27 protein-coding genes are annotated in these 26,985 nt (G+C 68.9%); 13 read left to right on the forward strand and 14 right to left on the reverse strand.

Going from position 1 to position 26,985, the window contains the following annotated elements; all coding sequences use genetic code 11:
- Positions 1–40: 40 nt before the first annotated feature.
- The gene (locus AB5I40_RS28390) at positions 41–766 is read left to right on the forward strand and encodes a helix-turn-helix domain-containing protein (RefSeq protein ID WP_370933194.1); all 726 of its coding nucleotides are present in this window, start codon (positions 41–43) and stop codon (positions 764–766) included.
- Positions 767–824: 58 nt separating this feature from the next.
- Complete coding sequence (locus tag AB5I40_RS28395) at positions 825–2,009, forward strand: glycosyltransferase 87 family protein (protein WP_370933196.1); 1,185 nt, start codon at positions 825–827, stop codon at positions 2,007–2,009.
- Here AB5I40_RS28395 and AB5I40_RS28400 read toward each other — a convergent pair.
- The 3 genes from AB5I40_RS28400 to AB5I40_RS28410 form a co-directional block, all read right to left on the reverse strand.
- The gene (locus AB5I40_RS28400) at positions 2,006–2,818 is read right to left on the reverse strand and encodes a class I SAM-dependent methyltransferase (protein ID WP_370933197.1); all 813 of its coding nucleotides are present in this window, start codon (positions 2,816–2,818) and stop codon (positions 2,006–2,008) included. The two genes, AB5I40_RS28395 and AB5I40_RS28400, sit on opposite strands and share 4 nt — an antisense overlap.
- Positions 2,815–4,395, reverse strand: a complete 1,581-nt coding sequence (locus AB5I40_RS28405; protein WP_370933198.1) for a GMC family oxidoreductase — start codon at positions 4,393–4,395, stop codon at positions 2,815–2,817. The genes AB5I40_RS28400 and AB5I40_RS28405 overlap by 4 nt, the downstream gene beginning before the upstream one ends.
- 82 nt (positions 4,396–4,477) lie before the next feature.
- A complete protein-coding gene (locus AB5I40_RS28410) occupies positions 4,478–5,362 on the reverse strand; it encodes a hypothetical protein (RefSeq protein ID WP_370933199.1) in 885 nt (294 codons plus the stop codon).
- A 93-nt stretch (positions 5,363–5,455) separates the two neighbouring features.
- On the opposite strand from AB5I40_RS28410, the gene purS reads away from it, so the two are divergent.
- Both purS and purQ read left to right on the forward strand, forming a co-directional pair.
- Positions 5,456–5,695 carry a phosphoribosylformylglycinamidine synthase subunit PurS gene (purS, locus tag AB5I40_RS28415; protein WP_037808692.1) on the forward strand — a complete coding sequence of 80 codons (240 nt, stop codon included), beginning with the start codon at positions 5,456–5,458 and terminating at the stop codon, positions 5,693–5,695.
- Positions 5,692–6,369 (forward strand): phosphoribosylformylglycinamidine synthase subunit PurQ, encoded by a 678-nt coding sequence (gene purQ / locus AB5I40_RS28420; protein WP_354746019.1) that lies wholly within the window; start codon positions 5,692–5,694, stop codon positions 6,367–6,369. The genes purS and purQ overlap by 4 nt, the downstream gene beginning before the upstream one ends.
- Before the next feature lie 63 nt (positions 6,370–6,432).
- On the opposite strand, the gene AB5I40_RS28425 is transcribed toward purQ, so the two are convergent.
- From AB5I40_RS28425 to AB5I40_RS28440, 4 genes are all read right to left on the reverse strand, one after another.
- The gene (locus tag AB5I40_RS28425) at positions 6,433–6,852 is read right to left on the reverse strand and encodes a pyridoxamine 5'-phosphate oxidase (RefSeq protein ID WP_370940624.1); all 420 of its coding nucleotides are present in this window, start codon (positions 6,850–6,852) and stop codon (positions 6,433–6,435) included.
- Positions 6,853–7,061: 209 nt separating this feature from the next.
- Complete coding sequence (locus AB5I40_RS28430) at positions 7,062–8,411, reverse strand: PQQ-binding-like beta-propeller repeat protein (protein ID WP_370933201.1); 1,350 nt, start codon at positions 8,409–8,411, stop codon at positions 7,062–7,064.
- A gap of 107 nt (positions 8,412–8,518) precedes the next feature.
- The gene (locus AB5I40_RS28435) at positions 8,519–10,261 is read right to left on the reverse strand and encodes an ABC transporter ATP-binding protein (protein ID WP_370933202.1); all 1,743 of its coding nucleotides are present in this window, start codon (positions 10,259–10,261) and stop codon (positions 8,519–8,521) included.
- Positions 10,258–11,892, reverse strand: coding sequence for an ABC transporter ATP-binding protein (locus tag AB5I40_RS28440; protein ID WP_370933203.1), 1,635 nt, complete (start codon positions 11,890–11,892; stop codon positions 10,258–10,260). Before AB5I40_RS28440 ends, AB5I40_RS28435 begins: the two co-directional genes overlap by 4 nt.
- A 108-nt stretch (positions 11,893–12,000) precedes the next feature.
- Here AB5I40_RS28440 and purL point away from each other — a divergent pair, with 108 nt between their 5' ends.
- The gene (gene purL / locus AB5I40_RS28445; RefSeq protein ID WP_370933205.1) at positions 12,001–14,307 is read left to right on the forward strand and encodes a phosphoribosylformylglycinamidine synthase subunit PurL; all 2,307 of its coding nucleotides are present in this window, start codon (positions 12,001–12,003) and stop codon (positions 14,305–14,307) included.
- A 36-nt stretch (positions 14,308–14,343) separates the two neighbouring features.
- Here the strand turns inward: purL and AB5I40_RS28450 are convergent, their stop codons facing one another.
- From AB5I40_RS28450 to AB5I40_RS28465, 4 genes are all read right to left on the reverse strand, one after another.
- Positions 14,344–15,006, reverse strand: coding sequence for a nitroreductase (locus AB5I40_RS28450; protein ID WP_370933207.1), 663 nt, complete (start codon positions 15,004–15,006; stop codon positions 14,344–14,346).
- 16 nt (positions 15,007–15,022) lie between these two features.
- Positions 15,023–15,958: a pentapeptide repeat-containing protein gene (locus AB5I40_RS28455; RefSeq protein WP_370933209.1), complete on the reverse strand. Its 936-nt coding sequence runs from the start codon at positions 15,956–15,958 to the stop codon at positions 15,023–15,025.
- 4 nt (positions 15,959–15,962) lie between these two features.
- A complete protein-coding gene (locus AB5I40_RS28460) occupies positions 15,963–16,820 on the reverse strand; it encodes a hypothetical protein (protein ID WP_370933210.1) in 858 nt (285 codons plus the stop codon).
- A 189-nt stretch (positions 16,821–17,009) separates the two neighbouring features.
- The gene (locus tag AB5I40_RS28465) at positions 17,010–17,900 is read right to left on the reverse strand and encodes a lysozyme (protein WP_370933211.1); all 891 of its coding nucleotides are present in this window, start codon (positions 17,898–17,900) and stop codon (positions 17,010–17,012) included.
- Between AB5I40_RS28465 and AB5I40_RS28470 the strand changes: the two genes are divergently transcribed.
- Positions 17,893–18,027 carry a hypothetical protein gene (locus AB5I40_RS28470; RefSeq protein WP_255443103.1) on the forward strand — a complete coding sequence of 45 codons (135 nt, stop codon included), beginning with the start codon at positions 17,893–17,895 and terminating at the stop codon, positions 18,025–18,027. The two genes, AB5I40_RS28465 and AB5I40_RS28470, sit on opposite strands and share 8 nt — an antisense overlap.
- A 46-nt stretch (positions 18,028–18,073) precedes the next feature.
- Here AB5I40_RS28470 and AB5I40_RS28475 read toward each other — a convergent pair whose 3' ends face one another.
- Positions 18,074–18,865 carry a lysozyme gene (locus tag AB5I40_RS28475; protein ID WP_370940625.1) on the reverse strand — a complete coding sequence of 264 codons (792 nt, stop codon included), beginning with the start codon at positions 18,863–18,865 and terminating at the stop codon, positions 18,074–18,076.
- Between the two features lie 116 nt (positions 18,866–18,981).
- Positions 18,982–19,635, reverse strand: a complete 654-nt coding sequence (locus tag AB5I40_RS28480) for a type VII secretion system-associated protein (protein WP_037808668.1) — start codon at positions 19,633–19,635, stop codon at positions 18,982–18,984.
- Positions 19,636–19,694: 59 nt separating this feature from the next.
- On the opposite strand from AB5I40_RS28480, the gene AB5I40_RS28485 reads away from it, so the two are divergent.
- From AB5I40_RS28485 to arfB, 7 genes are all read left to right on the forward strand, one after another.
- Positions 19,695–20,075: a sterol carrier family protein gene (locus AB5I40_RS28485; RefSeq protein ID WP_370933213.1), complete on the forward strand. Its 381-nt coding sequence runs from the start codon at positions 19,695–19,697 to the stop codon at positions 20,073–20,075.
- A 155-nt stretch (positions 20,076–20,230) separates the two neighbouring features.
- The gene (locus tag AB5I40_RS28490) at positions 20,231–21,109 is read left to right on the forward strand and encodes a helix-turn-helix transcriptional regulator (RefSeq protein WP_354745996.1); all 879 of its coding nucleotides are present in this window, start codon (positions 20,231–20,233) and stop codon (positions 21,107–21,109) included.
- A gap of 488 nt (positions 21,110–21,597) precedes the next feature.
- The gene (locus AB5I40_RS28495) at positions 21,598–21,837 is read left to right on the forward strand and encodes a DUF397 domain-containing protein (RefSeq protein ID WP_009084772.1); all 240 of its coding nucleotides are present in this window, start codon (positions 21,598–21,600) and stop codon (positions 21,835–21,837) included.
- Positions 21,824–22,213: a hypothetical protein gene (locus AB5I40_RS28500; RefSeq protein ID WP_370933215.1), complete on the forward strand. Its 390-nt coding sequence runs from the start codon at positions 21,824–21,826 to the stop codon at positions 22,211–22,213. Before AB5I40_RS28495 ends, AB5I40_RS28500 begins: the two co-directional genes overlap by 14 nt.
- An 810-nt stretch (positions 22,214–23,023) precedes the next feature.
- Positions 23,024–24,568 carry an amidophosphoribosyltransferase gene (purF, locus tag AB5I40_RS28505; protein ID WP_370933217.1) on the forward strand — a complete coding sequence of 515 codons (1,545 nt, stop codon included), beginning with the start codon at positions 23,024–23,026 and terminating at the stop codon, positions 24,566–24,568.
- Positions 24,569–24,599: 31 nt separating this feature from the next.
- Positions 24,600–25,670 (forward strand): phosphoribosylformylglycinamidine cyclo-ligase, encoded by a 1,071-nt coding sequence (gene purM, locus AB5I40_RS28510; RefSeq protein WP_182892735.1) that lies wholly within the window; start codon positions 24,600–24,602, stop codon positions 25,668–25,670.
- Between the two features lie 33 nt (positions 25,671–25,703).
- A complete protein-coding gene (gene arfB / locus AB5I40_RS28515; RefSeq protein WP_370933219.1) occupies positions 25,704–26,132 on the forward strand; it encodes an alternative ribosome rescue aminoacyl-tRNA hydrolase ArfB in 429 nt (142 codons plus the stop codon).
- Here the strand turns inward: arfB and AB5I40_RS28520 are convergent.
- On the reverse strand, positions 26,129–26,860 hold the full coding sequence (locus tag AB5I40_RS28520; protein WP_370933221.1) for a GNAT family N-acetyltransferase: 732 nt from the start codon (positions 26,858–26,860) through the stop codon (positions 26,129–26,131). The two genes, arfB and AB5I40_RS28520, sit on opposite strands and share 4 nt — an antisense overlap.
- Positions 26,861–26,985: the final 125 nt, after the last annotated feature.

The raw sequence follows: 26,985 nt of genomic DNA on the forward strand, positions 1-26,985 counted from the left end.
CGTCAACGCTATCGTCCGGCCAGGAACGAAGGAGATCGCGATGCCCGGCGGCAGACTCACCCAGCAGGAACGGCACCAGATCGCGCGCGGGCTAGCCGACGGTCTCGCGTACGCGGAGATCGCGCGCGGGCTCGACCGGCCCACCTCGACGGTCACGCGCGAGGTGCTGCGCAACGGCGGTCCGGCCGGCTACCGTGCCGACCTCGCCCAGCACGCCACCGAGCACCGCGCCCACCGGAGCAGGCAGTCGGCCGTCCGTCGCGCTCGCCCGGTCCCGCCGGAGGGCGGACGCGACACCGATGCGGTGCGCGAGTACGAGGAGTCGTTCGCCGCCGTCTTCACCGACGCCGGGCTTCCGAAGATGACCGCTCGGCTGCTGGTCGCGCTCTACACCACCGATTCCGGCGGGCTCACCGCCGCCGAACTCGTCCGGCGCCTGCGGGTCAGCCCCGCGTCGGTGTCGAAGGCGATCGCGTTCCTCGAACACCAGGGCTTGGTCCGCCGGGAACGCGACGAGGGCCGCCGCGAGCGCTACCTGGTCGACGACGACGTCTTCTACGAATCGATCATGGCCACCGTCCGCGCCAACCTCCGTCTCGCGGAAACCGCGCGGCGCGGCGTCGAGGTGCTGGGTCCGGACACGCAGGCGGCTGTCCGGTTGGAGGGCATCGCACGGTTTGTCGACGTCGTCGCGGACAGCATCCGCCGTTCCGCGGACGAGGCGCGCGAAATTCTGCACGCCTACCGGGAAGAACGCTCGCGATAGCCGCCAGGTTCGATTCCGGGTCAAGATCGTCAGACCGCGTGGTTACAATGGCCGGCGTATGTGGTGGCACGGAAAAGCTGGGCGGATCTCCGCCTTGCTGCTCGCTCTCGGCGCGATCGCGCTCGTCGCAGGAGTAGCGGCCTTCATCAGCAGCGTCAGTCCGGTTGACCTGCAGGTCTACCGTTTCGGCGCGGATGCCGTCCTCCACGGCGGCGACCTCTACGGTGCGCTGCCCACCACCACGGCCGGGTCCATGCTGCCCTTCATCTACCCGCCGTTCGCCGCGTTTCTCTTCTCTGCCTTGGCGTTCCCGAAGTTGTCCGTCGCGTCCGTTCTGCTCGACGTCGTCTCCGCCGCGTCGCTCTGGGCCGTCCTCTACGCCGTGGTCCGCCGTCTGCGGCAGGGCTGGAGTCGCCGCACCTCAGCAGCGACCGCGTCGGCGCTGGCCGTCGCGGCGCTCGCCTTCGAGCCGGTGCGCTCGACGCTCTCTTTTGGACAGATCAACCTCGTCCTGATGGCCTTGGTCGCTGTCGACTGCCTCGCACCCAATCCTCGCTGGCCACGCGGCGTGCTGGTCGGCCTGGCCGCCGCGATCAAGGTCACGCCCGCCGGTTTCCTCCTGTTCTTCTTGCTCACCAAGGATTTCCGCGCCGCCCGAAACGCCCTTTTCACCGGTGCCGCGGCCACCCTCCTCGGTTTCCTGGTCGCCCCGCGCGCGTCCGCGGAGTACTTCTTCGGCGGCGGCCTCACCAACGCCGACGGCTTCAGCGGTTCTCCCTACGCGACCAACCAGACCATCGAAGGCGCACTCAACCGCCTCGCCCTGCTGCCGCCCGCGCACGACCTGCTGTGGCTGACGTTGTCCGCGTTCGTCCTGGTCGCCGCCGTGCTCATCATGCGGCGCGTCGACGGACCGCTCGCATTCGTCGTTAACGCGGCGGCCGTGCTTGTCCTGTCGCCGATTTCCTGGTCGCACCACTGGGTTTGGATCGTGCCGTCAGTGCTCATCCTCGCCGCCCGGGTTCGCACACCTCAAGCCGCCGTCGCGTTGATCGTGGGAGTCGCGGTGTTCATCGCCGCGCCGCACACGCTTGTGCCGTCCAGCGGAATGAAAGAACTCGCGTGGACCCCGTGGCAGCACCTCGTCGGCGACTCCTATCTCATTCTCGCCTTGGTTTTCCTTGCCGGGCACCTGTTCACGCTGCAGCCCGCCCGGGTGCCAGCCCTCGAACGCGTCCGTTAAGCGGACCCGGGCCAAACCAGCGTCACCAGATCCCGGCCGGAAGACCCGAGATCTGGTGGCATTTCCGGGTCCACGCCCGGGCCCAGCAAGGCTCGCTCGACCTCCCCGGCCGCGTCGGCAGGCAAGCACAACCGCCGCCGGACGACGTCCACCGTCGTCGAGAACTCCGCGTACTCCGGCTCCGGCGGCCGTTGCCACGCCACGACTTCCGGTTCGATCCCCACTTCCGCGAGCGCCGCGACACAGTCCTCGGCGGTCGGCCCGGTTGGTCGCTCGATGCCGTGAAACCGTTGCCACAACGGGTTAAGCTCGGTCAACGGATGCCGCGCGGCGGTCTCGACCACGACCCGTCGCCGCGCCGCCGCAGTGAGCGCCGCAGCGAACGGGGCTAGGTCGGGGACGTTATAAACCACGTTCCCGCACACGACGACATCCGCCACCCCAGCGTCCGCGGCAAGCTCAGGCCACCTGCCGGACAGCAGCCGATGCTCGATGCCCGCCGCCCTCTCGGCGAACGCGGCGAGCAACTCGTCGTCGGTGTCCAACGCCGTCACCGCGGTGACGTTCGACCGGCCGACCAGGGGCAGACTCGCCGCCCCGGCCGCCGCGCCGACGTCGAGCACCGTGCCCGGCTCCTGCAACGCCTCGGCGGCCAACCGGTGCGTCGCCCCGATCGGCTCAGCGATCTGCCGATCGGCCCGCCGGAGAAACACCTCCCGCGGAAGGACCCACGGCGATTCCGGAGGGTGCACGGTGTCCGGAATCGCCCAGGAGGCAAGCAGATCTCGCCAGTCCGACAGAGCGGTCATCGAGCCCGGATCAAGTCCGCCGCCTTCTCCGCCACCATGATCGTCGGCGCGTTGGTGTTCCCGCGCGGCACCACCGGCATCACCGAAGCGTCCACCACCCGCAGCCCCGAAACCCCGCGCACCTTCAGATCCGGATCCACCACCGCGTGCTCGCCGCTGCCCATCGCGCACGTGCCGACGGGGTGATACAGCGTTTGCGTGTTCTCCCGGACATGCTCGGTCAGCGCCTCATCCGACAGCTCGTGCGTCGCTGGAAGGAACGGCCGGTCCAGGAACTTCGCCAACGGGCCGGACCGGCCGATCTCGATCAGCGACCGCAGCGCCGACTTGATCGACTCCAGGTCGATCGACTCCGCGTAGTAAGCCGGGTCGATTTCCGGCTTCCACAACGGATTCGCCGACTTCAGCCGGAGCCGGCCGCGGCTCGCGACGTCGACCAGCGTCGCCGCGGACGTGAAGCCAGGGCAGGTCGGTTCGCGCATTCCGTTGTCGTAGAACAACGTCGGGGCCACGTGGATCTGCATGTCCGGCGCGTCGAGGCCGTCGCGGGTCGAGTAGAACGCGCCTGCCTCGCCGATGTTCGACGCGAGCGGGCCGCGTTTGGTCAGCTGGTAGCGCACCAGCCCGGCCGGGGTCGCGGAGTCCGCGATGTCGGTGGTGCCCTTCGTCGACCAGATCACGCCGACGGCCGGGTGGTCGTGCAGGTTGTCGCCGACACCGGGCAGCGCGGCGACCACGTCGATGCCCAGTTCCCGCAGGTGCTCAGCAGGTCCGACGCCGGAAAGCATCAGCAGCTGCGGCGAGTTGATCGCGCCGCCGGACAGCAACACTTCGGCGTCCGCGTGGACGGTCGTCGGCACGCCTTTGTCCAAATAGGACACGCCAACCGCGCGGGTGCCCTCGAAGACCACGCGCGTGACCTGTGCGTTCGTCCGGACCGTGAGATTCGGCCGCTGCAGGGCGGGCCGCAGGTAAGCGTCCGCCGTGGACCAGCGGCGGCCGCGTTTGCAGGTGACCTGGTAGAGCCCGGCCCCTTCCTGCGATTCGCCGTTGAAGTCGTCGGTGTGCTTGAGCCCCCACGAAACGGCGCTGTCCACCCACGCGTGCGACAGCTCGTGCGTGAACCGCCGGTCCTCGACGTTCAGCGGGCCGTCCGTGCCGTGCAGCGGCCCGCCGAGGCGCTGGTTGCCCTCGGCGCGCTTGAAGTAGGGCAGCACGTCGTCCCAGCCCCAGCCGGTGGCTCCGTGCGCATCGCGCCAGCCGTCGTAGTCGGCGCGGTTGCCGCGGATGTAGATCATCGCGTTGATCGACGAGCACCCGCCGAGCATCCGGCCGCGCGGCCAGTACTCCTTCTTGCCGGTGTGCTTCTGCTCGACGGTCTCGTAGTTCCAGTCCCACTTCGTCTTGAACAGCGACGCGAACGCCGCCGGGATCCGGACCTCGTCCGCGGTGTCCTCGCCGCCCGCCTCCAGCAGGAGCACCCGTGCGGACGGGTCCTCGCTCAGCCGGTTCGCCAGCACGCAGCCCGCGCTGCCCGCGCCGACGATCACGTAGTCGAAGGAGTCCTGCTCTGGCACGCTGCCTCCCGGTGGTGTTGACACCCTGTCAACGACACATCATGGCGCAGGTCACGCTACGCGCAAGTCCCCGGAAAACCGATCAGTCAGAAGTGGGGTCGAAGGAGGTGACGCACGCGCCGTCCACCGCCTGGTCGTCGGTCTCCACCCGGCCCTCCTTGGCGGTGCCGTCGACCTTGGCGTCGACGTGCACGATGGTCCGGCCCGCGGTCTTCAGCACGTCCGTCTTGCGCACGGTCAGCTTCGTCTCGCCGTAAATCCACTGCTGGGTGCCGTCGCGGGTAGTGTCCGGCGCGTCCCGGCACATCACCGACAGCGCCGCCGGGATGTCGCGCGCGTTGACCGCGTCGATAAACTTCATCGCGGCGTCCGTGCCGTCCTTCACCTGGGGACGCGGCTTCGGGTCGGTCGACAGGCTGGCCAGCGGGGCCGGTTCGCCGTCGGACTTGGCGTCGCGCACGCACCAGCCGTTGCCGTCCGGGATGATCGCGATGCCGTAGGCGAGGTTGCCCGCGGTGATCGTGGCCGCACGCTCCTGCGGGCCGGTCGGATGCACCGGGTTGCTGATCTTGGCCTCGCCCTTCGCGCTCCGGAAGAACTCGTCGGCGGGGTAGGACCGCTTCGAGCGGATCTTGCACCACAGCTGGTCCAGCCCGGTCTGCTCGGTGATCGAGTTCGCGACCGACTGGGTCACCTGCTCCGGCGTCCCGTGCGACGTCGTGTCCAGCTTCTCCTTGAAGAAGCCGGGGGTCACCCAGCCGGTGAACGCGACCGCGCCGCTGAGCACCACGACCGCCGCGCCGAGCGAGATCCACAACCCGGCCTTCGACTTCTTCTTCGGCGGCTGAGGGTATTGCCCGAAAGGCTGGCCCTGCGGCGGATAAGGCTGCTGATACTGGCCAGGCTGCGGCCCGCGCGGCGGATAAGGACCCTGCTGCGGGTACGGGCCTTGCGGCGGGTGGTTCATGTCTCCCCCTCGATACCGGTCTGTCTGCCGGTCAGGCTAGTGAAGTACGCTTCAACCGCACCCACGACCTGCAGAAATAAGGAGCAGCCAGCCGTGGCTCGAGTCGTTGTCGACGTCATGCCCAAACCCGAGATCCTCGACCCGCAGGGCCAGGCGGTGGCGCGCGCGCTGCCGCGGCTGGGCTTCTCCGGGGTCGCCGACGTGCGCCAGGGGCGGCACTTCGAACTCGAGGTCGACGACGACGTCGATGACGAGACGCTGGCCAAGATGGCCGAGGGCTTCCTCGCCAACCCGGTGATCGAGCAGTGGACGATCCGGCGGGTCGAGGCGTGAGCGCCCGCATCGGCGTCATCACCTTCCCCGGCACGCTCGACGACGGCGACGCCGCCCGCGCGGTCCGCTACGCCGACGCCGAAGCCGTTTCGCTCTGGCACGCCGACGACGACCTGAAGGGCGTCGACGCGGTCGTCGTCCCCGGCGGCTTCTCCTACGGCGACTACCTGCGCGCCGGCGTGATCGCCCGCTACGCGCCGGTGATGACCTCGGTCATCGACGCCGCACACAAGGGCATGCCGGTGCTCGGCATCTGCAACGGCTTCCAGATCCTGTGCGAGGCCGGCCTGCTGCCCGGCGCGATGATCCGCAACGTCGGCCTGCACTTCGTGTGCCGCGACCAGTGGCTGCGCGTGGACAACAACGCCACCGCGTGGACCTCGCGCTACGAGGCGGGCGCGGAAATCCTGATTCCGCTCAAGAACAACGACGGCTGCTACGTCGCCGACCAGTCCACTGTGGACATGCTGGAGGCGGAGGGCCGGGTGGCGTTCCGCTACGTCGGCGGCAACCCGAACGGCTCCCGCAACGACATCGCGGGCGTCACCAGCGAGAACGGCCGCGTGGTCGGTCTCATGCCGCACCCGGAGCACGCGATCGACGCGCTCACCGGCCCGTCCGACGACGGTCTCGGCATGTTCTACAGCGCGGTCGACGCGCTCGTGAAAGCCTGAGCCAAAGGTACGTGAGGGGAACCCTGAGGGAATCAGATTCCCTCAGGGTTCCCCTCACGGCTTTTACTTGCTGTGGTCGCTGGAGAGCCAGCGTTCGGTGCGCACCCGCACCAGCACCGAGGTCTCCTTGAGCGAGCCCTCGACGAACTGCCGCGCCTCGGCCTCGGGCGCGTACCGCGAGGCGATCGCGAGCGCCTGCTCCTCGGTCGGCGCCGAGGACCGGTCCACGACCGGACCGGACACCGTGACGTACTTGTACGGCTGGGTTTCCTGCTGCACCGTGAGGCTCAGCTTGCCCGAGGCCTCGATCGCCCGGTCCTTCGCCGACCCGCGGTCCATCCAGATCAGCAATTCGCCGCCGGGTTCGTAGTCGTACCAAACCGGCACCGCGAGCGGGGCCGCGCCTTCCCGGCCGATCGACAGCACGCCCACCCGCTGTGTTGTCTGCCTCGGCTTCGCCGAGGCGTGCGGGATCGCCTTCAAGCCGGTGTCTGGGTGAGCGACGCACTCGGCCTGGGGGCCGAGCACGTCGCTCACCCAGACACCGGCGCGATCCCGCCGGCATGGTTCCGTCCGGAGCCAACGCCGAATCCCCAGCAGGCATTCCGCTTAGCTCGCCGCGCGGCTGTGTGGAGCCGGTACGCGATCGCGATCACCGTGCGGCCTTCGAGCACCGCGTTCAGCGACCGTGCTCAGCCGAGCCGGAATACCAACGCCGTGGACTGCGCGGTGTAGATCCCGCGGACTCCGAAAACGACCCCGTCTGCCCAGAACAAGCGGCAGAACCACGGTGCCAAGCGGCGATTGCCGGAACCCGGGAGCGAGACCGTGCGCACAGGTGTCACAGCTCCGGTGTCCAGTGCGAACTTGACGATGTGCTGATCAGGATTGTCCTCGCCAGCGGAGACCACGGCGATCACCTGCCCGCCCTCCACCGCGAGCGGTGCCGCGACAATGCCGCCGCCGGGTGCCGGGACTTCCCAGCGTTTGGCACCGGTGCGGAGGTCGAACGCGGCGAGGCGGTTGGGCTTCTGCGGGTTTGTCAGCGCGATCATCGTGGTGCCCGTGACGAGTGCTCGTGAACGTCGATGTGACGTGCCGTTGGAGACCCCGCTCAGGCTGTAGCCGAATCCGTCGTCGCCCATGAAGCCGTTCACCGCGTCTCCGGCCTCGATGCTGGAGACCGGTTCGAGCGAGTCGTCGAGAGTTTCGTACAACCCTTTCGAGGTATCGCTGAGGTAGGCGACCAGCGGCGACGCGCTCACCCACGCCATCGTGAGGTAGGACTTGCTCTTCACGAACTCGTTGTGCTGCTTGATTTTTCCGGTCGCGGGATCGACGGCAACGGCGGCGTACAAGTCGTCGCCGGCGTCCTTGGCGCTGCAGTGGGACAGCAGCACGAAGTCCGCGCTCCGCGGCATCCCGTCCGACGGAATGCAGTTCGAGTACACCTTCTCGTCGGTCGGTGGCGTGACCTCGGACCAGCGGACGGCACCGGTGGCCGCGTCCAGCCCGAGCAACTGCTGGTAGTGCACGACCACGACCGAACCGCCGACGATCGCCAGCACTGCGTGCTCGTCGAGTTTCGCCTCCGATGGGCTTCCCGACGAGGTGATGGGCATCGCCCGCTGCCACAGCAGCTTTCCCGCGTTGACATCCAGCACGGCCGCGCTCGAGCAGAGATCCCCATAGCCGACGGCGATGCGGTTGTCGACGACAGAGGTGCTCGCCCCGCAGAAATGGCCGGACGGGGAGGGGATCCGCCAGCGTTCCTTGCCGTCGCTCCGTGCGTACGCGACCGCATAGGTGTCGTTCACCAGAACCAGATCGTCGCCAACGACCCAGGAATCGATGCCGATGTCGTACGGCGCGATCCGGTCCGATCCCAGCTGCCACGGACCTTGCTGGGACACCGCGATCGCGTGGCCGGACACCTTGCCGCTGTTGAGTGCAAGCGGTATCACGATCGCCGCGATCACCACGGCTGCCAGAAACGCCGAGATTACGAGGAGGGCCCGCCGGCCGCCCATTTTGTCAGTCACTACCCGCTCCCCCTTCCGATGCGGGCAGTGTATTTGGGGAAATCTGATTCTTCCAAAGTTACGCGGCAGCTTTCACCGCGCCGGATTTGTCGTCCGGGAATCGCGCTTCAGCTCGCTGCCTCGACTAGCCGCGAATACGGTCCGCCCGCCGCGATCAGTTCCTGATGCGGACCCAGCTCGGTGATCTGCCCGCCCTCGACGACCGCGACCCGGTCGGCCGCGGCGGCCGTGTGCAGCCGGTGCGCGATCGCGATCACCGTTCGGCCTTCGAGCACCGCGTTCAGCGACCGTTCCAGCTCTCGCGCCGACCCGGTGTCCAGCAGCGACGTCGCCTCGTCCAGCACCAGCGTGTGCGGGTCAGCCAGGACGACGCGGGCCAACGCCAGTTGCTGCGCTAGACCGGCCGGGACCGAGTACGCGCCGGAGCCGAGTTTGGTGTCCAGGCCGTCCGGCAGTCCGGCCGCCCATTCCGCCGCACCGGCGGACGCGAGCGAGGCCATCAGTTCCTCGTCGGTCCAGTCCCCGCCGTCGCGCCGGGCGGGCAGCGCCAGGTTTTCCCGCAGCGTTCCGGAAAACGTGTGGTGCTCCTGCGTCAGCAGCAGAACCTCGCCGCGCAGCACGTCGTCCGCGAGCGTCGACACCTCGGTACCGCCGACCTGGATCGAACCCGCTGTCGGCGCCGAGATCCCGGCCAGCAGCCTGCCCAACGTCGACTTGCCCGCACCCGACGGACCGACGATCGCCAGCCGTTCGCCGCGCGGCACGCTCAGGCTGATGCCGTGCAGCACCTCGCGATCCGCGGTGTAGCCGAACCGGACGTCGCGCACCTCGATGTCGCGCCCGCGCGGCACGTCGGTGACCTTCGCGGCCGTTTCGGTCGGGTGCACGCCGAGGATCCGGCGCGCGGCGGCCAGCGCGACCTGCAGGTCTTCCAGCCAGAACAGCGCCTCGTTGAGCGGCGTGGTCATCGCCTGCGCGTACGCCAGCATCGTGGTGATCGTGCCGAGTCCGGCCCAGCCCTGCTGGTACGCGAACAGCCCGAGCAGCAGCAGCGCCGCGATCGGCAGCACGTAGCTGAACTCCAGCGACGGCAGCCAGCGCAGCTGATACGCCCGCATCCGCCGCTCGCCGAGCACCGCCTGGTCGAGCGCGCGATGTCCGGTGCTCAGCCGCCGCTCGGTGAGGCTCAGCGCCTCCGCGGTCCGCGCGCCCTCCACCGTCTCGTGGGTGACCGACTGCAGGTCGCCCCACCGGTCGAGCATCCACGCGAACGCCTTCGGAATCACCCGCTGGTACCAGATGTTCACCGGCACCAGCAGCGGCAGCGCCACGAGCAGGGTGAGCGCGAGCAGCGGCGACGTCACGATCATCGCGATGGTCGTCAGCAGCACGGTAGCGGTGGCGATCAGGATTTCCGGCGCGGCGAAGCGCACCGCGTGGTCCAGCCTGCTGATGTCGCTGGTCGCGCGGCTGAGCAGGTCGCCGGTCCCGGCCGCCTCGACGGTGCCCAGCGGCAGGTCAAGCGCGTTCTTGACGAACCGTTCGCGGTTCTCCGCCAGCACGCGTTCGCCGAAAACGCGTCCGCGCAGCCGGGCCGCCTTCTTCGCCCACGCCTGCAGCACGAGCACCACCACGAACGCCGCGGCCAGCAGATCGACCCGCAGCGTCGCGCCATGCTCGACCACGCCGTCCACCAGCAGGCCGAGCAGCTGCGGCCCGGCCAGCCCGATCAGCGTGGCGAGGAAGAACAGGCCGAGCATCAAGGAGAACTCGCGCCGGTGCTCGGCGGCCGTACGCCGCACCCATTGCCGGACTTCGCGCCTCGACGCGAGCGGGAGCCGCGTCGTCATACCGCCACTGCCTTTCCGTGCACGACCTCGTCGGCCACGTTCCTCCACAATGGACTCTGGCTGAACACCACCGTCGTCCTTCCGTTCCGCAATTCCTTGGCGCGCTGGGTGATCCGGGCCTCGGTGTGCGCGTCGACGGCCGAGGTCGGCTCGTCCAGCAGCAGTACGTCGGCGTCGGTCGCCAGCGCACGGGCCAGGCTCAGCCGCTGTCGCTGGCCGCCGGACACCTCCCGCCCGCGTTCGCCGATCAGCTCGTCGACCCCGCGCGGCAGCGCTTCGACGATGTCCTCGGCGTCCGCCGCGTGCAGCGCCGCGAAGATGTCGACGCTGCCCGGGCGCGCCGGCTCCAGCTGTTCGCGCAGCACCCCGGAGAACCAGATGTCCTGGTTGTGCGCGTACACCACGCGGGTCCGCAACTCGGCGAGCGCGACGCGATCCGCGGGCACCCCGCCGACCAGCACCTTCTCGTCCTCGCCCGGATCGGCGAACCGGGCCATCCGCTCGGCGATCGCCTCCGCTTCGGCACCGAGGTCGACCACCGTCAGCTTGCCCGGCGCGACCCGGATGCCGCTGGTGGTGTCCACCAGTTCCAGCGGCCCGTCCGGCAGCGGCTGCGGCGACGCCGGGTCGGCCAGCTTCGGCCGCAGGGCGAGCAGACCGCACACCTTGCGCGCCGCGACCAGGCCCGAGCTGAGCGCGCTGACCTGCTCGGTCGCCGTGCTCACCGGCACCACCAGGAACGCCGAAACGCCGTAGAACGCGACGAGCTCGCCGACGCCGATCGTGCCGTCGAGCGCGAGCCGGGCGCCCAGCCAGGTGATCGCCACCGTGACCAGTCCGGGCAGCAGCACTTCCGCCGCGGCGAGCCACGATTCGCTGCGCCCGACCTCGACGCCGGAGCGGCGCACCAGCTGGCTGGCGTCGTGGAACCGGCGCAGGAACCGCCGTTCGCCGCCGACGCCGCGCAGGATCCGCAGCCCGGACACGATGTCCGCGCCGAGCGCGTTCACCTCGCTCAGATTCTCCCGCTGCGTGGTCTTGCGCTTCTGCAGCGGCGCGAGCAGCGGGCCGATGCCGAGAACCGCGAGCGGGACGCCGACGAGCGCGACCGTGCCCAGCAGCGGCGACGTGCTGAGCATCGCGATCCCGATGACCACGAAGGCCACGATCGACCCGATCGTGCGGCCGATGACCTCGAACGCGTTGCCGATCCAGTTCATGTCCGACGAGGTGACCGCGACGACGTTGCCGGTGCTGGCCGCCTCGCGCAGGGTCGCGCCGAGCCGGGTCGTGTGGTCGGTGACCAGGCGTTGCGTGGTGCCCGCGCCGTGGATCCACATGCCGTACGCCGCGAAGTGCAGCCCGGTGCCGAGCAGCGCCTGCACCACGCCGAGCACACCCGCGACCAGCGACCAGCGCCACAGCGCGGAGGTGTCGCCGTCCGCGATCGCGCCGACGCCGCGGCCGATCACCAGCGGCAGCAAGGCGCTCGGCAGCGACCAGCCCGCCCCGGTCACCGCCGCGCCGAGGACGAGCCACGGCCGCGCGCGCAGGACCGCCAGCAGATACCGGACCGGCGTCGGACGCTGCGGGAGTCGGATGGCGGGAAAGCGGTACGTGGCGGAAAGCACGATCACTGACGCTAAGCCGCCGGGACTGTCCAGCGCGACTGATTTATCCCCGCGCGACCAGCCTGGGCGGCTGCGGGTGTGACCCGGCCGACACGTAGTCTTGGAGGTGTGGCGAACCCTGACACGGACACCGTGACCAGCACAGTTGACACCACCGCAGTGGCCGCGGCGACCCCGGAAACGAGCCAGCCGTACGTCGAACTCGGCCTCGCCGAAGACGAGTACGCGCGGATCCGGGAAATCCTCGGCCGCCGGCCCACCGACGCCGAGCTCGCGATGTACTCGGTGATGTGGAGCGAGCACTGCTCCTACAAGTCCTCGAAGAAGCACCTGCGCTACTTCGGCGAGACCGCCACCGACGAGATGAAGGCCAAGATGCTGGCCGGCATCGGCGAGAACGCGGGCGTCGTCGACATCGGCGACGGCTGGGCGGTCACCTTCAAGGTGGAGAGCCACAACCATCCGTCCTATGTGGAGCCGTACCAGGGCGCGGCCACCGGCGTCGGCGGCATCGTCCGCGACATCATGGCGATGGGCGCGCGGCCGCTCGCGGTGCAGGACGCGCTGCGCTTCGGCCCGGCCGACGCGCCGGACACCAAGCGCGTGCTGCCCGGCGTGGTCGCGGGCGTCGGCGGCTACGGCAACTGCCTCGGCCTGCCGAACATCGGTGGCGAGCTGGTCTTCGACCCCTCCTACGCGGGCAACCCGCTGGTCAACGCGCTGTGCGTCGGTGCGATGCGCACCGAGGACCTGCACTTGGCGTTCGCCTCCGGCTCCGGCAACAAGATCATCCTGTTCGGCGCGCGCACCGGCCTCGACGGCATCGGCGGCGTGTCCGTGCTCGCCAGCGACACCTTCTCCGGCGACGAATCCGCAGCGGGCCGGCGCAAGCTGCCCAGCGTGCAGGTCGGCGACCCGTTCACCGAGAAGGTGCTCATCGAGTGCTGTCTCGACCTGTTCCGCGAAAAGCTGGTCGTCGGCATCCAGGACCTCGGCGGCGCCGGGCTGTCGTGCGCGACGTCCGAGCTGGCCGCGGCCGGTGACGGCGGCATGCACATCTACCTCGACCGGGTTCCGTTGCGCGCCACCGGAATGACGCCCGCCGAGGTGCTCTCCAGCGAATCGCAGGAGCGCATGTGCGCTGTCGTTTCGCCGGAGAACGTCGACGCGTTCATGGCGGTCTGCGCCAAGTGGGACGTCATCGCCACCGACATCGGCGAGGTCACCGACGGCGAGCACCTCGTGATCACCTGGAACGACGAGATCGTGGTCGATGTGCCCGCGCACACCGTCGCGCACCAGGGCCCGGTGTACGACCGCCCGATCGAGCGCCCCGCGTTCCAGGACGGCCTCATCGCCGACACCTCCGCGAAGCTGCCGCGTCCGTCGACGCCGGAGGAACTGCGCGCGGACTTCCTGAAGCTCATCGCGTCGCCGAACCAGGCGTCGAAGGAATGGGTGACCGCGCAGTACGACCGCTACGTGCGCGGCAATTCGGTGCTGTCCCAACCGTCCGACTCGGGCATGATCCGGATCGACGAGGAGAGCAACCGCGGAGTCTCGGTGGCCACCGACTGCAACGCGAAGTTCGTCTACCTCGACCCGTACCGCGGCGCGCAGCTCGCGCTGGCCGAGGCCTACCGGAACGTCGCCACCGGCGGCGCGACCCCGGTCGCGGTGTCCGACTGCCTCAACTTCGGCGCCCCGACCGACCCGGGCGTGATGTGGCAGTTCGAGCAGGCCGTGCACGGTCTCGCCGACGCGTGCGTCGAGCTGGGCATCCCGGTGACCGGCGGCAACGTCAGCTTCTTCAACCAGACCGGCGACACGGCGATCCTGCCGACCCCGGTGATCGCCGTGCTCGGCGTGATCGACGACGTCACCCGCCGCATCCCGACCGGCATCGGCGCGGAGGCGGGCGAGACGCTGCTGCTGCTCGGCGACACCCACGACGAGCTGGACGGTTCGGCCTGGGCCCGCGAGCTGCACGGCCACCTCGGCGGCGTTCCGCCCCGCGTCGACCTGGCCCGCGAGAAGCTGCTGGCCGACGTCCTGGTGGCCGGTTCGCGTGACGGCATGATCTCCGCCGCGCACGACCTCGCCGACGGCGGGCTCGCACAGGCCCTCACCGAAACTGTCCTCATTGGGCAGTGCGGGGCCCGGGTCTTCCTCGACCGCGACCAGGACCCGTTCGTGCAGCTGTTCTCCGAGTCGTCCGGCCGCGTGCTCGTGGCGGTCCCGCGCACGGAGGAGCTGCGGTTCACCGAGATGTGCACCGCGCGCGGCCTGCCGTGGCGCAAGACCGGCGTCGTCGACCCGGATTCCGGCACTCTGGAGATCCAGGGTGTCACGGAGTTCAGCCTCGAAGAACTGCGCGAGACCTGGGAAAAGACCCTTCCGGCCCTGTTCGACTGAGGCCTCGTGAGTGCCGGTGCTGACCGGCACCGGCACTCACGACCGGAACGTGACCACCTCCGCCAGCGGTGCCCGAGGGATCGCGGGCCGAGGCTCGTCCGGATCGGCGTACCCGATCGACATGCCGCATCCGAGGACATAACCGGCGGGCGGCTCCGCGATTTCCGTGACGCTCCGGTGGTAACGGCCCCACGCGATTTGCGCGCAACTGTCGAGCCCCTCCGCGCGCAGCAGCACCATCACGGTCTGCAAAAACATCCCCGCGTCCAGCCATTGCGGGGGCAGCATCTGCTCGTTCAGATAGCAGAACAGGCCGACCGGAGCGCCGAATAAGTCCCAATTCCGGACGCGGACTCGCTCCCGGCCCGCGCGGTCTTCCCGCGCGATGCCGACCGCTCCGTAGCGCAGCGCGCCCAGCTCCTCGATCCGCCGCGCGTACTGCTCGGGCAGCGTTTCCGGATAGGGCAGCACCTGCGGCGGATCACCGGTGTCGCCGTCCGTGATCCGCTCTCGGACCAGGTATTTCAGCTCGGCCAGCTTCGCGCCGGTCAGGACGTACACCCGCCACGGCTGCAGATTTCCGCCGGAGGGCGCGCGCAAGGCCGTGGTGAGGACTCGGGTCAGGACTTCGTCGGGCACCGGCTTGCCGAGGAAGCCGCGGACCGACCGCCGGGAGCGCACCGCTTCGTAGACGTCCACGGTTTTTCGATGCTACTCAGCTTGGCGTCGCGACATATCCGCCATTCCGAGGTTCCAGCTTCCAGCCGTCCGGCAGCCGGAGTTCCGCCGAATCCGCGAAAGTCGCCCCGTCGAACAGGACTTCCTTCGCGAAAGTCGCACCCTTGAAGGTGGTCGGGCCCTTGAACGCGGTGTCGGAGAAATTCGTCCGCTCCGAGAACGCGGTGCCGGAGAACCAAGCCCGGTCCTGGAAAGTTGTGTTGCGGCAACGGAAAACGCCCACGAGACGACCGGGTCCGGTGCCCGCGGCGGTGAAGTAAGCCTGGCCGGTGAAGACGCAGCCGCTCAAGTTCGTGCTGCTGTACAGCGAAGCGTGTCGCAGCAGCAATCCGCCGATCCGGCGGTGGGATAGGTCGAAATACTCGAGTACTGCGCCGGTCAGATCGAGGTCCGGACCTGGTCCGTCCACATCGGACAGTGGCAGCAGGTCCCGGATCAGCCGTTGCGCGGTAAGCCGCACCTGCAGCTCGCGTTCTTCTTCGGGCGTAACGTCGACACCCTCATAGCGGCCATGAATGAACGGCCGCCGCAGATAAGAACACAGCACGTCCAGCACAGTCTGCCGATACTCCGGCCGCGTGCGCGCCAGCCCGGCCAGCGCGTGCAACGCCCCCACGCGCACCTGATCGGCCTCGTGCCCCAGCAATTCCACCGACTTCGCGAACCGCTCGTCGGAGATCCGCTCGCGGTCGACGTCGTGCCGCTGCTGCTCGATCACCTGCCGCGCCTCCTCGACGCGGCGACGGCGGTCGTTGAGCCACAACGCGTACAACGCGACGACCGCGCCACCGGCGAGACCGGCGGTCTTGAGCGCTTCACTGCGGCTCGTCGCGGGGTCGGTAAGCAACCAGCCACCGACCCCGCACAGCAGTGCCACGGACGCGATCAACGTCCACAGCAGCGGCGAGCGCACCGGGTCAGAACGCCAGGATCAGGTACAGCCCCACGCAGTAACCGCCGCCGCGGTTCATGATCACCATCGTGCCGCTGGCGTCCTTGCCCGACAGCGTGCCGGTGATCCGGGCGCTCGTCGTGGCGCTGCCCGCGGTGACCTTGCCCAGCGTGAGCTGCGGGTCGCCGCTGGTGGTCTCGTCGATGCTGCGCTTCGACATGCTCTCGGTGCCCTGGCAGGCCAGCGCGGTGGCGCCGGCGGCGTCCTTGGCGTTGAGCTTGGCGAGGAAGTTGTCGATGACCTGCTTCGCCTCGCCCGAGGCTCCGCTGGAGCCGGGGTCCTCGCTCGAATCCGTCGACGGCGACGACGAGTCGCTCGGCAGCGGAGCCTCCGACGACTGGGACGGGGACGGAGCGGGGGCCGGCGGCTGCGCCTGCGAGCTGCCCTTGTCGTCCTTGCTCAGGAAGAACCCCGGCGCGACGAACCCGGTGATGCCCAGCGCGACCACCACGACGACCGCGACGGCGATGCCGATCCACAGCCCGGTCTTGTTGTTCTTCGGCGGCTCGCCGCCCGGTCCGCCCGGGTATTGCTGCTGGTCCCAGCCCTGCTGCGGGAACTGCTGGGTGCCAGGGTACGGCTGCTGCTGGTACCCCGGGTACTGCTGCTGAGCGTTCGGGTCCCAGCCCTGCTGCGGCTGCTGCTGGGCGTTCGGATCCCAGGCGGGCTGCTGCTGGTGCTGGGCGTTCGGGTCCCAGCCCGGCTGCTGGTGAGCCTGGTTGGGGTCCCACCCCGGCTGCTGCGGCACCCCGCCCGAGCCGGGCTGCTGCCAGCCCTGGCCGTAAGGATCCCCGCCCTGTCCGGGCTGCGGTGGGTAAGTCATCTCCGGTTCCGCCTTCCTGCTGCACCGACTCGCGCCGCGGTCTGACGCCCCGCCGGCTCAGGCGGTTCCGTCTCCGCCCCAGGTCTGCATTGTGCAAGGCGGGTAAAGCTCGCACAAAAGCGGCTCCCGGCCGCCCCGCCTGGCAGGAGGCGGGGTGAACCGGGAGCCGCGTCTGTGCGCGCCCTCAGATCAGCCGTTGGCGAGTGCCTGCAGCCGGTCGTAGGCGCCGTTGAACGTGTCCTGGTCCAGCGGGCTCGAGGTGTACTGCCACACGGTGTAGTAGCCCCAGTTGTACGGCAGCGTTCCGGCCGAGGACGCGTACCGCGCGATCCACAGCGGCGCGGTGCTGGAGAAATCGCCGCCGGCGCACTGGTTCCACCAGTTCGTCGACGTGTAGATCACCGGCCAGCGGCCCGTCCTGGCGTGATAGGTGTCGTGGAAGTCCTTGATCCACGCGGTCATCGACGCCTTGCTCAGGCCGTAACAGGTCGCGCCGTAAGGGTTGTACTCGATGTCGAGCACGCCGGGCAGCGTCTTGCCGTCGCGCGACCAGCCGCCGCCGTGCGAGACGAAGTAGTTCGCCTGCGTCGCGCCGCTGGAGGTGTTCGGCGTGGCGAAGTGGTAGGCGCCCCGGATGAATCCCTGGTTGTAGGAACCGTTGTACTGCTGGGCGAAGTACGGGTTCGTGTAAGTGGTGCTTTCGGTGGCCTTGGTCCACACGAACCGCTTGCCCTGGCCCCACCAGTTGCCCCAGTCGACATTGCCCTGGTAACCGGACACGTCGATGCCGGCGACGGCGGCCGCCACCTGGTTCGGCAGCGCGGCGCCCGGTTGCGGTTGCTGCGCGGCGGTTTTCGTCTCGGGGGTGGACTGATCCCCCTCGACGCGCCGGATCTGCGAACCCATGGTGTGGTTGTTCGCCTGGATGTCGGCGTTGACGGCGTTGATCTCCCGCGCCGAAAGCGGGGATTCGGCCGGGGCGGCCGTCGCCTCCGTTGAAGCGCCGAGCAGGAGCGCGACAACCGGGACGGTCAGAGCGGACAGCAGCGCGGTGCGCCGCCCTCTTCGGGAAGTGGACATCGTCGATCCCTTCACAGATACCCTCGCGGAGGGCGGCTATGTGCAGGTAGCCGCCACGGGGGAGATTCTTGAGGACGAATCGTCGTTTGTCATCAAGTTCCGTGAAGATGAATGGGCGAGTGGGTGATTTTCATCGGGCGGTGATGACTAATTCGTGACAACGTCACGAATGTTCACCCGAATGCCAGATTGCGCAGGGCTGTTTGGGCTCCGTTGAGCCAGTTCTGGTCGCCTGGCAGCGTCCCGCTGTTCGAGAACTGCCAGATGGCGTGCTGTCCCCAGCCCGCCGGGAGTTCGCCGATGAAGGAGTTGTAGCGCGCGATCCAGAGCGGATTCCCTCCGAAAGAAGGGTTGTTTCCGGTGCAGCGTTTCCACCAGCTGGTCGACGTATAGATCGTCGGCAGCCGTCCGGTGCGGGCGCGATAGGTGTCGGAGAACGCGCGAACCCACGCGACCATCCCGTTCGCGTCCTTGCCGTAACACGTTTCGCCGTAGGGGTTGTATTCCATGTCGAGTGCGCCCGGAAGCGTCTTGCCATCGGCCGACCAGCCGCCGCCGTGTGCGAGGAAGTAGTTGGCCTGCGCCGCGCCGTCGGACACGTCCGGCCGTGCGAAGTGGTAGGCACCGCGGACCATCCCCACTTGGTAGGAACCGTTGTACTGCTGGGCGAACTGCCCGCTGACGAACCCGGTGCCCTCGGTCGCTTTCACGTACACGAACTTCGCGCCAGCTCCGGCGGCGGCCGGCCAGTCGACCGGGCCCTGGTGTCCGCTGACGTCGTGCCCGAGGTACTGATCCGCCGTCGTGTAGGAGATGTTCGGCGCTCCCAGCACGCCTTCGTGCTTCGCGATTTGCGAACCGGCGTAGTTGTCCGCGGCCCCGGCGTAGCTCGGCGCGGCCTCCGCCGTTTCACACAGGGACGTGCCGGTGATCCCGGCGAAGAGAACCGCGCTCCAGCGCAGCAGCAGATGACGCTTCACCCAGGGCTCCTCACCGGACGCGTGTACTCCTACTGCGTCACGATGCCCGGATGCGGGGACTTCGGCGAATCATGATCACTCGGCAGAGTGGTCTGCCCAGGTCAGCGCCGTTCTTCGGCCAGCGCCTTCATGAGGTGCTCGGCCGGCACGACCGCGGTGATCAGGTCGTGCGGGTTGACCGCGAGCGGATGTCCGGCGAGCAGCCCGACGATGTCGCGGCCGAGCACCGCGCGGGCGTGCGGCCATTCGCGCGGCACCAGCGACTTCGACGTGTACGCCGGGACCATGACCCGGCCGTCGGCGTTGTGGAAGCCGATCACCGTGCGCTGCACCGGGGACAGGGCGTAGACGAGCAGCGTCGAATCGAGGATGACGCGCGGCAGGTCTTCGGCGGGCCGGTGCTCGGTGCGGACCATCTGCAGCAGCCGCTCGAGTTCGTTGCGCGGCTCGGGAAAGCCGAGCGCCTTCGGCGAGGGCCGGTACCGGTCGTTGGGGTGGAAGTCCTCGACGACCTCTCCCGTTCCGTTCACCGGGTACGCGCCGACGACCGCCCACGACGGCACCGGACCGCGAGCGTCGAAGGCCTCGTCGATGACATACAGCCAGCTGTTCGGGTTGGTCCGCGCGTTGGCCCGCATCTCGGGAGTGATCTCGGGTTTTCCTTGCGGCCCGCGGCGCGGATACGCGTTCCGGCGCGCGCGTTTGCCCGCCGGGGTCCGGGAAACCATCCGATCTGCCTCGTCCCGCTGCGCCATCGCCGTCCCTCGGTGCCGGGTGCCTGAAACTCCGTTCGCCGTCACTCTACTGTTGTCGCATGGCCTCTTCGCGTTCGGTCGATCCCGCTCAGTTACGAGCGGCGGTGCTGGCCGTTTCGGACTGGTTGCGCGGCGACGGACCGGATCCGGCGCGCCCCGACCTGGCCGCCGCGGTGCGCGCGACGCTGCGGACCCTCGCCCAGGACGCACCCGGGCACACCGTCGAGGTCCGGGTCCCGCCGTACGCCGCGGTGCAGTGCGTCGAGGGCCCGCGCCACACCCGCGGCACGCCGCCGAACGTGATCGAGACCGACCCGCGGACGTGGCTCGAACTGGCCACCGGCCTCCTGGACTGGGACGACGCGCTGAGCGCCGCACGGGTATCCGCCTCGGGCAGCCGCGCGGACCTTTCGCACTGGCTTCCGGTCGTGCGGATCTGATTTTCCGCCGGAATTGTTCCCGCGGGTGTGTCTTCTGAGGCACACACTCCGTAGAATCCCCTGAACGCGGGCCTGTGCCACGCTGTCCGGGCAGTGCCATGCGTGTACTTTGGGTAGTCGGATTTCGTACGAGCGGCAATGGAAGGGCCCTGGTCATGAACGCGGTAGGCGTGTCCGCCGGCGAGCAGAGCCTCGGCCCGACAGCGCGCCGGATGATCCTCGGCTCGCAGCTTCGCCGGTTGCGCGAGGAAGCCGGGATCACGCGCCAGCAGGCCGGTTACAACATCCGCGGTTCGGAATCCAAGATCTCCCGGCTGGAACTCGGCCGAGTCGGCTTCAAGGAACGCGACGTCGCCGACCTGCTCACCATGTACGGCGTCTCCGACGACGAAGAGCGCAAAGCGTTCCTCGACATGGTCAAGCAGTCGAACGAAGCGGGCTGGTGGCGCAAGTTCGGGGAGACGGTGCCCGGATGGTTCACCGACCTCGTCGGTCTTGAGGAGGCGGCGTCCCGGATCCAGATCTGGGAGCCGCTGTTCGTGTCCGGCCTGCTGCAGATCGAACCGTACGCGCGAGCGATCTTCAGCCACGGCCGCCCGGAAATGGCCGACGAACGCGTGGACCAGCTGGTAGCCCTGCGCATGCGGCGGCAGAAGATGCTGGCCCGCCCCGACGCGCCGCGGATCTGGGCAGTGCTCGACGAATCGGTGCTGTACCGGCCGATCGGCGGCCCGAAGGTGTTCCGGCAGCAGCTGGAATACCTGCTCGAGGTCACCACGCTGCCGCACGTATCCGTGCAGATCCTGCCGTACTGCCGCAGCGGTCTGTCGGCCGAGCACGCGTTCTCGCTGCTGCGCTTCGCCGAGGCGGAGCTGCCGAACATCGTCTACGTCGAGTACCTGACCGGCGCGCACTACCTGGACAAGCGCGACGAGATCGAGAAGTACGGCCGAGCGCTGGACCTGCTGGCTGTCGACGCGGAGACCCCCGAGCGCAGCCGGGCCCGCATCGCCAAGCGCAAGGCCGAGATCTAAGCGCTGCTCTCTCTTCCGCACCGAGGCTCTTGCCCCCGGTTGAAATTCTCCCCACGAAGAATCCCGCCCCCGCCGTCCGGGCGAGCGGTAACCGAATAGCGAACGCCCACCCGCATTCTCATCACCGAGCGTGCATAAGTCCGGAGACTGTTTCCACTGACCCGGTCCGACGCCTTCTTCTCGCCCCTTTAGCCATCACGGTCAGTGTTCTTCATTCACCCGCTGCACCCAGCGGCAGCGAGTCACGAACGCGGTGCGTTATCAGACCGCCAATATCGTTACCCAAGGTGATAATTAGCCCGTTCAGGTAGTGCTCGAATCACCTGTCTGGGAACTTCTACTGAACCGTGTCGTCACGCAGTGAGAAATTTGCAGAAAATTCTGCACGTGCATTTACCGCTGCATGCGCGCGTGCTAGCGTCGAAGTCGCGGGCAGATGCACATGCAGATTCCTGAGCTTTTCATCGTCCTTCCCGGAAGGTGGCATCATGGCTGAGCGGTTCGAGAACGGTATTCCGGCCGACCGTCTGACCGGCGCCCAGTGGCGCAAGGCGAGCTACAGCGGCGCGGTAGGCAACTGTGTTGAAGTAGCCCCGCTGGTCTCGGGCGAGATCGCGATGCGGAACTCGCGTTTCCCGGAGGGCCCCGCGCTCGTCTACACGCGCGCGGAAATGGCGGCCTTCCTCGCCGGCGCGAAGGACGGCGAATTCGACGATGTCCTCGGCTGAGGCCAACGTCGTCGGACCCAGCTTCGACATCGAGCAAGGCCTGCAAGAACTGATTGACCGCGGCTACCAGTTCGTCCACCCGACGGACGGCAGCGGCGAAGTGCAGGCCGTGGTCGGAGTGCGAGTCCACGACAATGTGGTGGACGTCGTCCGGCTCAATGCCGAGGACGACGTCGAGGCCACGCGCCTGCCTGGCGGCGAGCAGAACATCTTCGCCCCCGCGACCACGCTGTGGCGCTCGCGCGGCGAAGCAAGCCAGGTACTGGGCGAAGTGCTGGCCCTCCCCGAGCGCCCACCGGCCCCCGTCGCAGCCTCCGCGAGCGGCTGCTGGGTCCCAGGCCGAGGCGGCCGCTCGAAGTGGCTAGCCGCTCGCTGATTCGCCCCTTCTCCCCGCGCTTTTGTCCCCACCGGTGCCTCCCAGATTTCAGGCCCCGCACGAAGTGGCCCAATCCACTTCGTGCGGGGCCTGGTTCATTTCTGCCCCCCGCCGTCGCGCGTGCCTGAGCTGCTGCCGTGAGGGCCACCCTCAGGAACTCTGATTCCCTCAGGGTTCCCCTCACGACCCGCGCAACCCCGCGCTCACCTCCGCCGCCGATGCGCCCCAATGTGGCATTGGGTGCGTCAGACGCACCGAACGCCACATTGGGTGCGTCGCATGCACCCAACGCCACATTGGGGCGCTAGCCCCCACCCGCGAACCCAACGCGACCATGCGCCCGGTCGCGCGCCCTAAACCGCATCCCGCACCCCCGACGCCACCTGCGGGCGGCCAGCCCCACCCGCGACCCCCAACGCGCCCGCCCACCCCAGCCGCGCGGCCCTAAACCGCATCCCGCCTCCTCAACTCAGCCATGCAGCCACCCCCCGCCCTGCACCCCGATATGAAGCCAAAATGCGGTCTGAGGGTGGTTGTCAAGGCATCTTTCCCGCCTTGACAACCACCCTCAGACCGTCATCACAATCGGCTTCGGGGTGCCTGCCCAGCCAAAGAACGGCAACGTCGCCGCCAGGCGACGAGCCGAACGACCCAAGACCCAACCCAACGAGACCCCCGCTCCAAAACCAGATCACCGCTCCACAACTCACTCCCCCGTAGTGGTCAGAACCACGCCACAACCCGCTTCCCGCCCTCATCCACCCCTTACACTTGGACCTGGCCCGCCCGCGTCTTCCTGGGAGCTCCTCGGTGGTTTCCGACCCCTCCGCCAGTCCTGCTCGACCCGAAGATCAAGATCAACCCGATCCGGAACCTCGTGAGGAGTGCGGCGTCTTCGGCGTCTGGGCTCCCGGGGAAGAAGTCGCCAAGCTCACCTACTACGGCCTCTACGCCCTGCAGCACCGCGGGCAGGAGGCGGCGGGCATCTCCGTCTCGGACGGCTCGCAGATCGTCGTGTTCAAGGACCTCGGGCTCGTCAGCCAGGTCTTCGACGAGCAGGTCCTGCAGTCGCTGCAGGGGCACATCGCCGTCGGGCACTGCCGGTACTCCACGACCGGAGCCACGATCTGGGAGAACGCCCAGCCGATCTTCCGCACCACGGACACCGGCAGCGGCCTGTCCTTCGCGCACAACGGCAACCTGGTCAACACCGCCGAGCTGCGCGACCGCACCGTCGCCGCGGGGCTGAAGCCGCACGCCGGGCTCACCGGGTCCTCCAGCGACTCCGACCTCGTCTGCGGGCTGCTCGCCGCGAACGCCGCCGACAAGGGCATCGAGGCCGCCGCGCTCGAGCTGCTGCCGACGCTCAAGGGCGCGTTCTGCCTGGTCTTCGCCGACGAGAACACCCTGTACGCGGCGCGCGACCCGCACGGCGTGCACCCGCTGGTGCTCGGCCGGCTGGAGCGCGGCTGGGTCGTGGCGAGCGAGACCGCCGCGCTCGACATCTGCGGCGCGTCGTTCGTGCGCGAGGTCGAGCCGGGCGAGCTGATCGCCATCGACGCCGAGGGGCTGCGTTCGTCGCGGTTCGCGAACCCGGAGCCCAAGGGCTGCGTCTTCGAGTACGTCTACCTCGCCCGTCCGGACACGTCGATCGCCGGCCGCAGCGTGCACGCCACGCGCGTCGAGATCGGCCGCAAGCTGGCCGTCGAGCACCCGGTCGACGCCGACCTCGTGATGCCCGTGCCGGAGTCCGGCACCCCGGCCGCGATCGGGTACGCACAGGGCTCCGGCCTGCCGTACGGCACCGGTCTGGTCAAGAACGCCTACGTCGGGCGCACCTTCATCCAGCCGTCGCAGACCATCCGGCAGCTCGGGATCCGGCTGAAGCTGAACCCGCTGCGCGACGTCATCCGCGGCAAGCGCCTGGTCGTGGTGGACGACTCGATCGTCCGCGGCAACACCCAGCGCGCGCTCGTGCGGATGCTGCGCGAGGCAGGCGCGCTCGAGGTGCACGTGCGGATCGCGTCGCCGCCGGTGCGGTGGCCGTGCTTCTACGGCATCGACTTCGCCTCGCGCGCTGAACTCGTCGCCAACGGCGTCGACCTCGACGGCATCCGCCGTTCGATCGGAGCCGATTCGCTCGGCTACATTTCGCTGGACGGCCTGGTAGCGGCGTCGGAGCAGCCGAAGTCGCGGCTGTGCACGGCCTGCTTCTCCGGCGAGTACCCGATTCCGCTGCCCGAGGACGCGCTCATCGGCAAGCACCTGCTCGAAAGCATGGACGCCGCAGGTGGCGCGGCGACTCCGGTCAGCGCCGCCGGGTACGGTGCCGAAGACGCCGTCCGGCGTCCGTGAACCAAGCATGTCCAGTAGGGAGTCCGCTTCCGTGAGCGAGTCCACGAGCGCCACGTACGCAGCCGCCGGGGTCAGCATCGACGCCGGTGACCAGGCCGTCGAGCTGCTCAAGCCACACGCCGAGCGGGCCACGAGGCCCGAGGTGCGCGGCGGGGTCGGCGGCTTCGCCGGGCTCTTCTCCCTCAAGCTCGACAAGTGGAAAGAGCCGATCCTCGCCTCCTCCACCGACGGCGTCGGCACCAAGATCGCGGTCGCGCAGGCGCTCGACAAGCACGACACGGTCGGCATCGACCTGGTCGCGATGGTGGTCGACGACCTCGTCGTCACCGGGGCCGAGCCGCTGTTCCTGCAGGACTACATCGCGGTCGGCAAGGTCGTGCCGGAGAAGATCGCGGCGCTGGTCGGCGGCATCGCCGAGGGCTGCGTCCAGGCTGGCTGCGCGCTGCTCGGCGGCGAGACGGCCGAGCACCCGGGCCTGATGGGCGAGCACGACTACGACCTGTCGGCCACCGGCGTCGGCGCGGTCGAGGCGTCCGCGCTGCTGTCGCCGGAGAAGGTGCGCCCCGGCGACGTCGTGATCGCGATGGGCTCGTCCGGCCTGCACTCCAACGGCTACTCGCTGGCCCGGCACGTGCTGCTGGACATCGCGCGGATGCCGCTGGACGGCCACGTCGAGGAGTTCGGCCGCACGCTGGGCGAGGAACTGCTCGAGCCGACCAAGATTTACGCGAAGGACTGCCTCGCGCTGGTCGCCGAGACCGAGGTGCGCACGTTCGCGCACATCACCGGCGGCGGCCTCGAAGCCAACCTCGCCCGCGTGATGCCGCGCGGCCTCGTCGCCAAGCTCGAACGCGGCACGTGGACGCCGGCTCCGGTGTTCGCCCTGATCGGGCAGCGCGGCAAGGTCGAGCGCGCGGAGTTGGAGAAGACGTTCAACATGGGCGTCGGCATGGTCGCGATCGTGTCCGCCGAGGACGTCGACCGGGCGCTGGCGGTGCTCACCGCACGGCACGTGCCCGCGTGGATTCTCGGCGACGTCCAGCCCGCCGAAGACCCGGACGGTCCGCGCGCGGTGCTGTCCGGCGACCACCCGCGGTTCTGAAAGCCGCTTGCCCCGTCTTGAGACACTGAAGACATGGCGGAGGACGTACGCGTCGGCGCCCGGTTCGTGATCCCGGGCGCCGAACTGCGAGAGCGGTTCTCCCGGTCTTCGGGGCCGGGCGGACAGGGCGTGAACACGACGGACTCGCGTGTCGAGCTGTCGTTCGACGTCGCGAGCTCCGCCGTGATCCCGCCCGCGCTGAAGGAACGCATCACGGCCCGTTTGGGCACGCGTCTGGTCGATGGCGTGCTGACCATCGCGGCCAGCGAGTACCGCTCCCAGCTGATGAACCGCGACGCGGCTCGGGAGCGGTTGGCTGACGTGTTGACGAAGGCTTCCGCGCCGCCGCCTGCCAAACGGCGTCCGACCAAGCCTTCGCGAGGCTCGAAGGAACGCCGTCTGGCGGCGAAGAAGCGCCGCAGCGATGTGAAGCGCGGTCGCGGCGGCCGGTACGACGACTAGCTCAGCGACAGGTGCACGCACTCACCGGCGACCTGGTACCCGGCGCGGCGGTAGACCGTGCCGATGCCGACATCGCCCGGTGTAAGGAAAGCCGTCCGCGCGCCGCGTTCGTGGGCGAGGCGGGTTAGGTGCGCGGTGATTGCCGCCGCGATGCCTTGGCCGCGGTGTTCAGCCGCTACCGCGATGCCGACGATTTCCGTTGCGCCGGACACGATGTCCAACGCGACTCCGCCGCCCACAATGGTTTCGCCGTGTTCGGCTAGAACGGTCAGGTAGTTGCGGTTGCGTTCGACATCAGCATCCGACACCTCCGGAGACTCGCCGAAGGCGACATTCTGCACGGACCGCAGGCGGCGGAATTCGTTGTCGGACAACGGTTCTCGCAGCTGAATGTGGTCCGGTGCACCACAATCGACGCGGTCCTCGGCGGTGCAGGTCATCACCGGCACGCGTCGTTCCAGCGTGAACCCTGAGGTGACAAGGGATTTCTCGACGTCGGGAGCGGCGTCGGTGAAGAACTCCAGCCGTGGCAGGAGATTTCGTTGCTGGTAAGCAGAAATCAGGGCAGCAACCTCAAGTGATGAGGGCGTCGCGCCGTCGTCGGGGATGGCGTAGTTCGCCATCGGATGAGAGCTGTCCTGGGCGAAAGTCGCCAGGAACGGGCCGATTCGCTCGGTGTCGCGGCCGATCGGTGCGGTCGCGCGAACGTATGCCTGAAGGGCGGACATCTCTGGTGGAAGCCTTTCGGGAAAGAAGGAATGCAGCACAAGAACCGGGCAGGGCGAACCCCACAACCGGCGCGCAGGCCGAACAGCTCAGGCCACGCGGCCGGAGTGGGCCGTGGCGGAGCACA

The organism is Amycolatopsis sp. cg13 (assembly GCF_041346965.1).
Taxonomy (GTDB): domain Bacteria; phylum Actinomycetota; class Actinomycetes; order Mycobacteriales; family Pseudonocardiaceae; genus Amycolatopsis.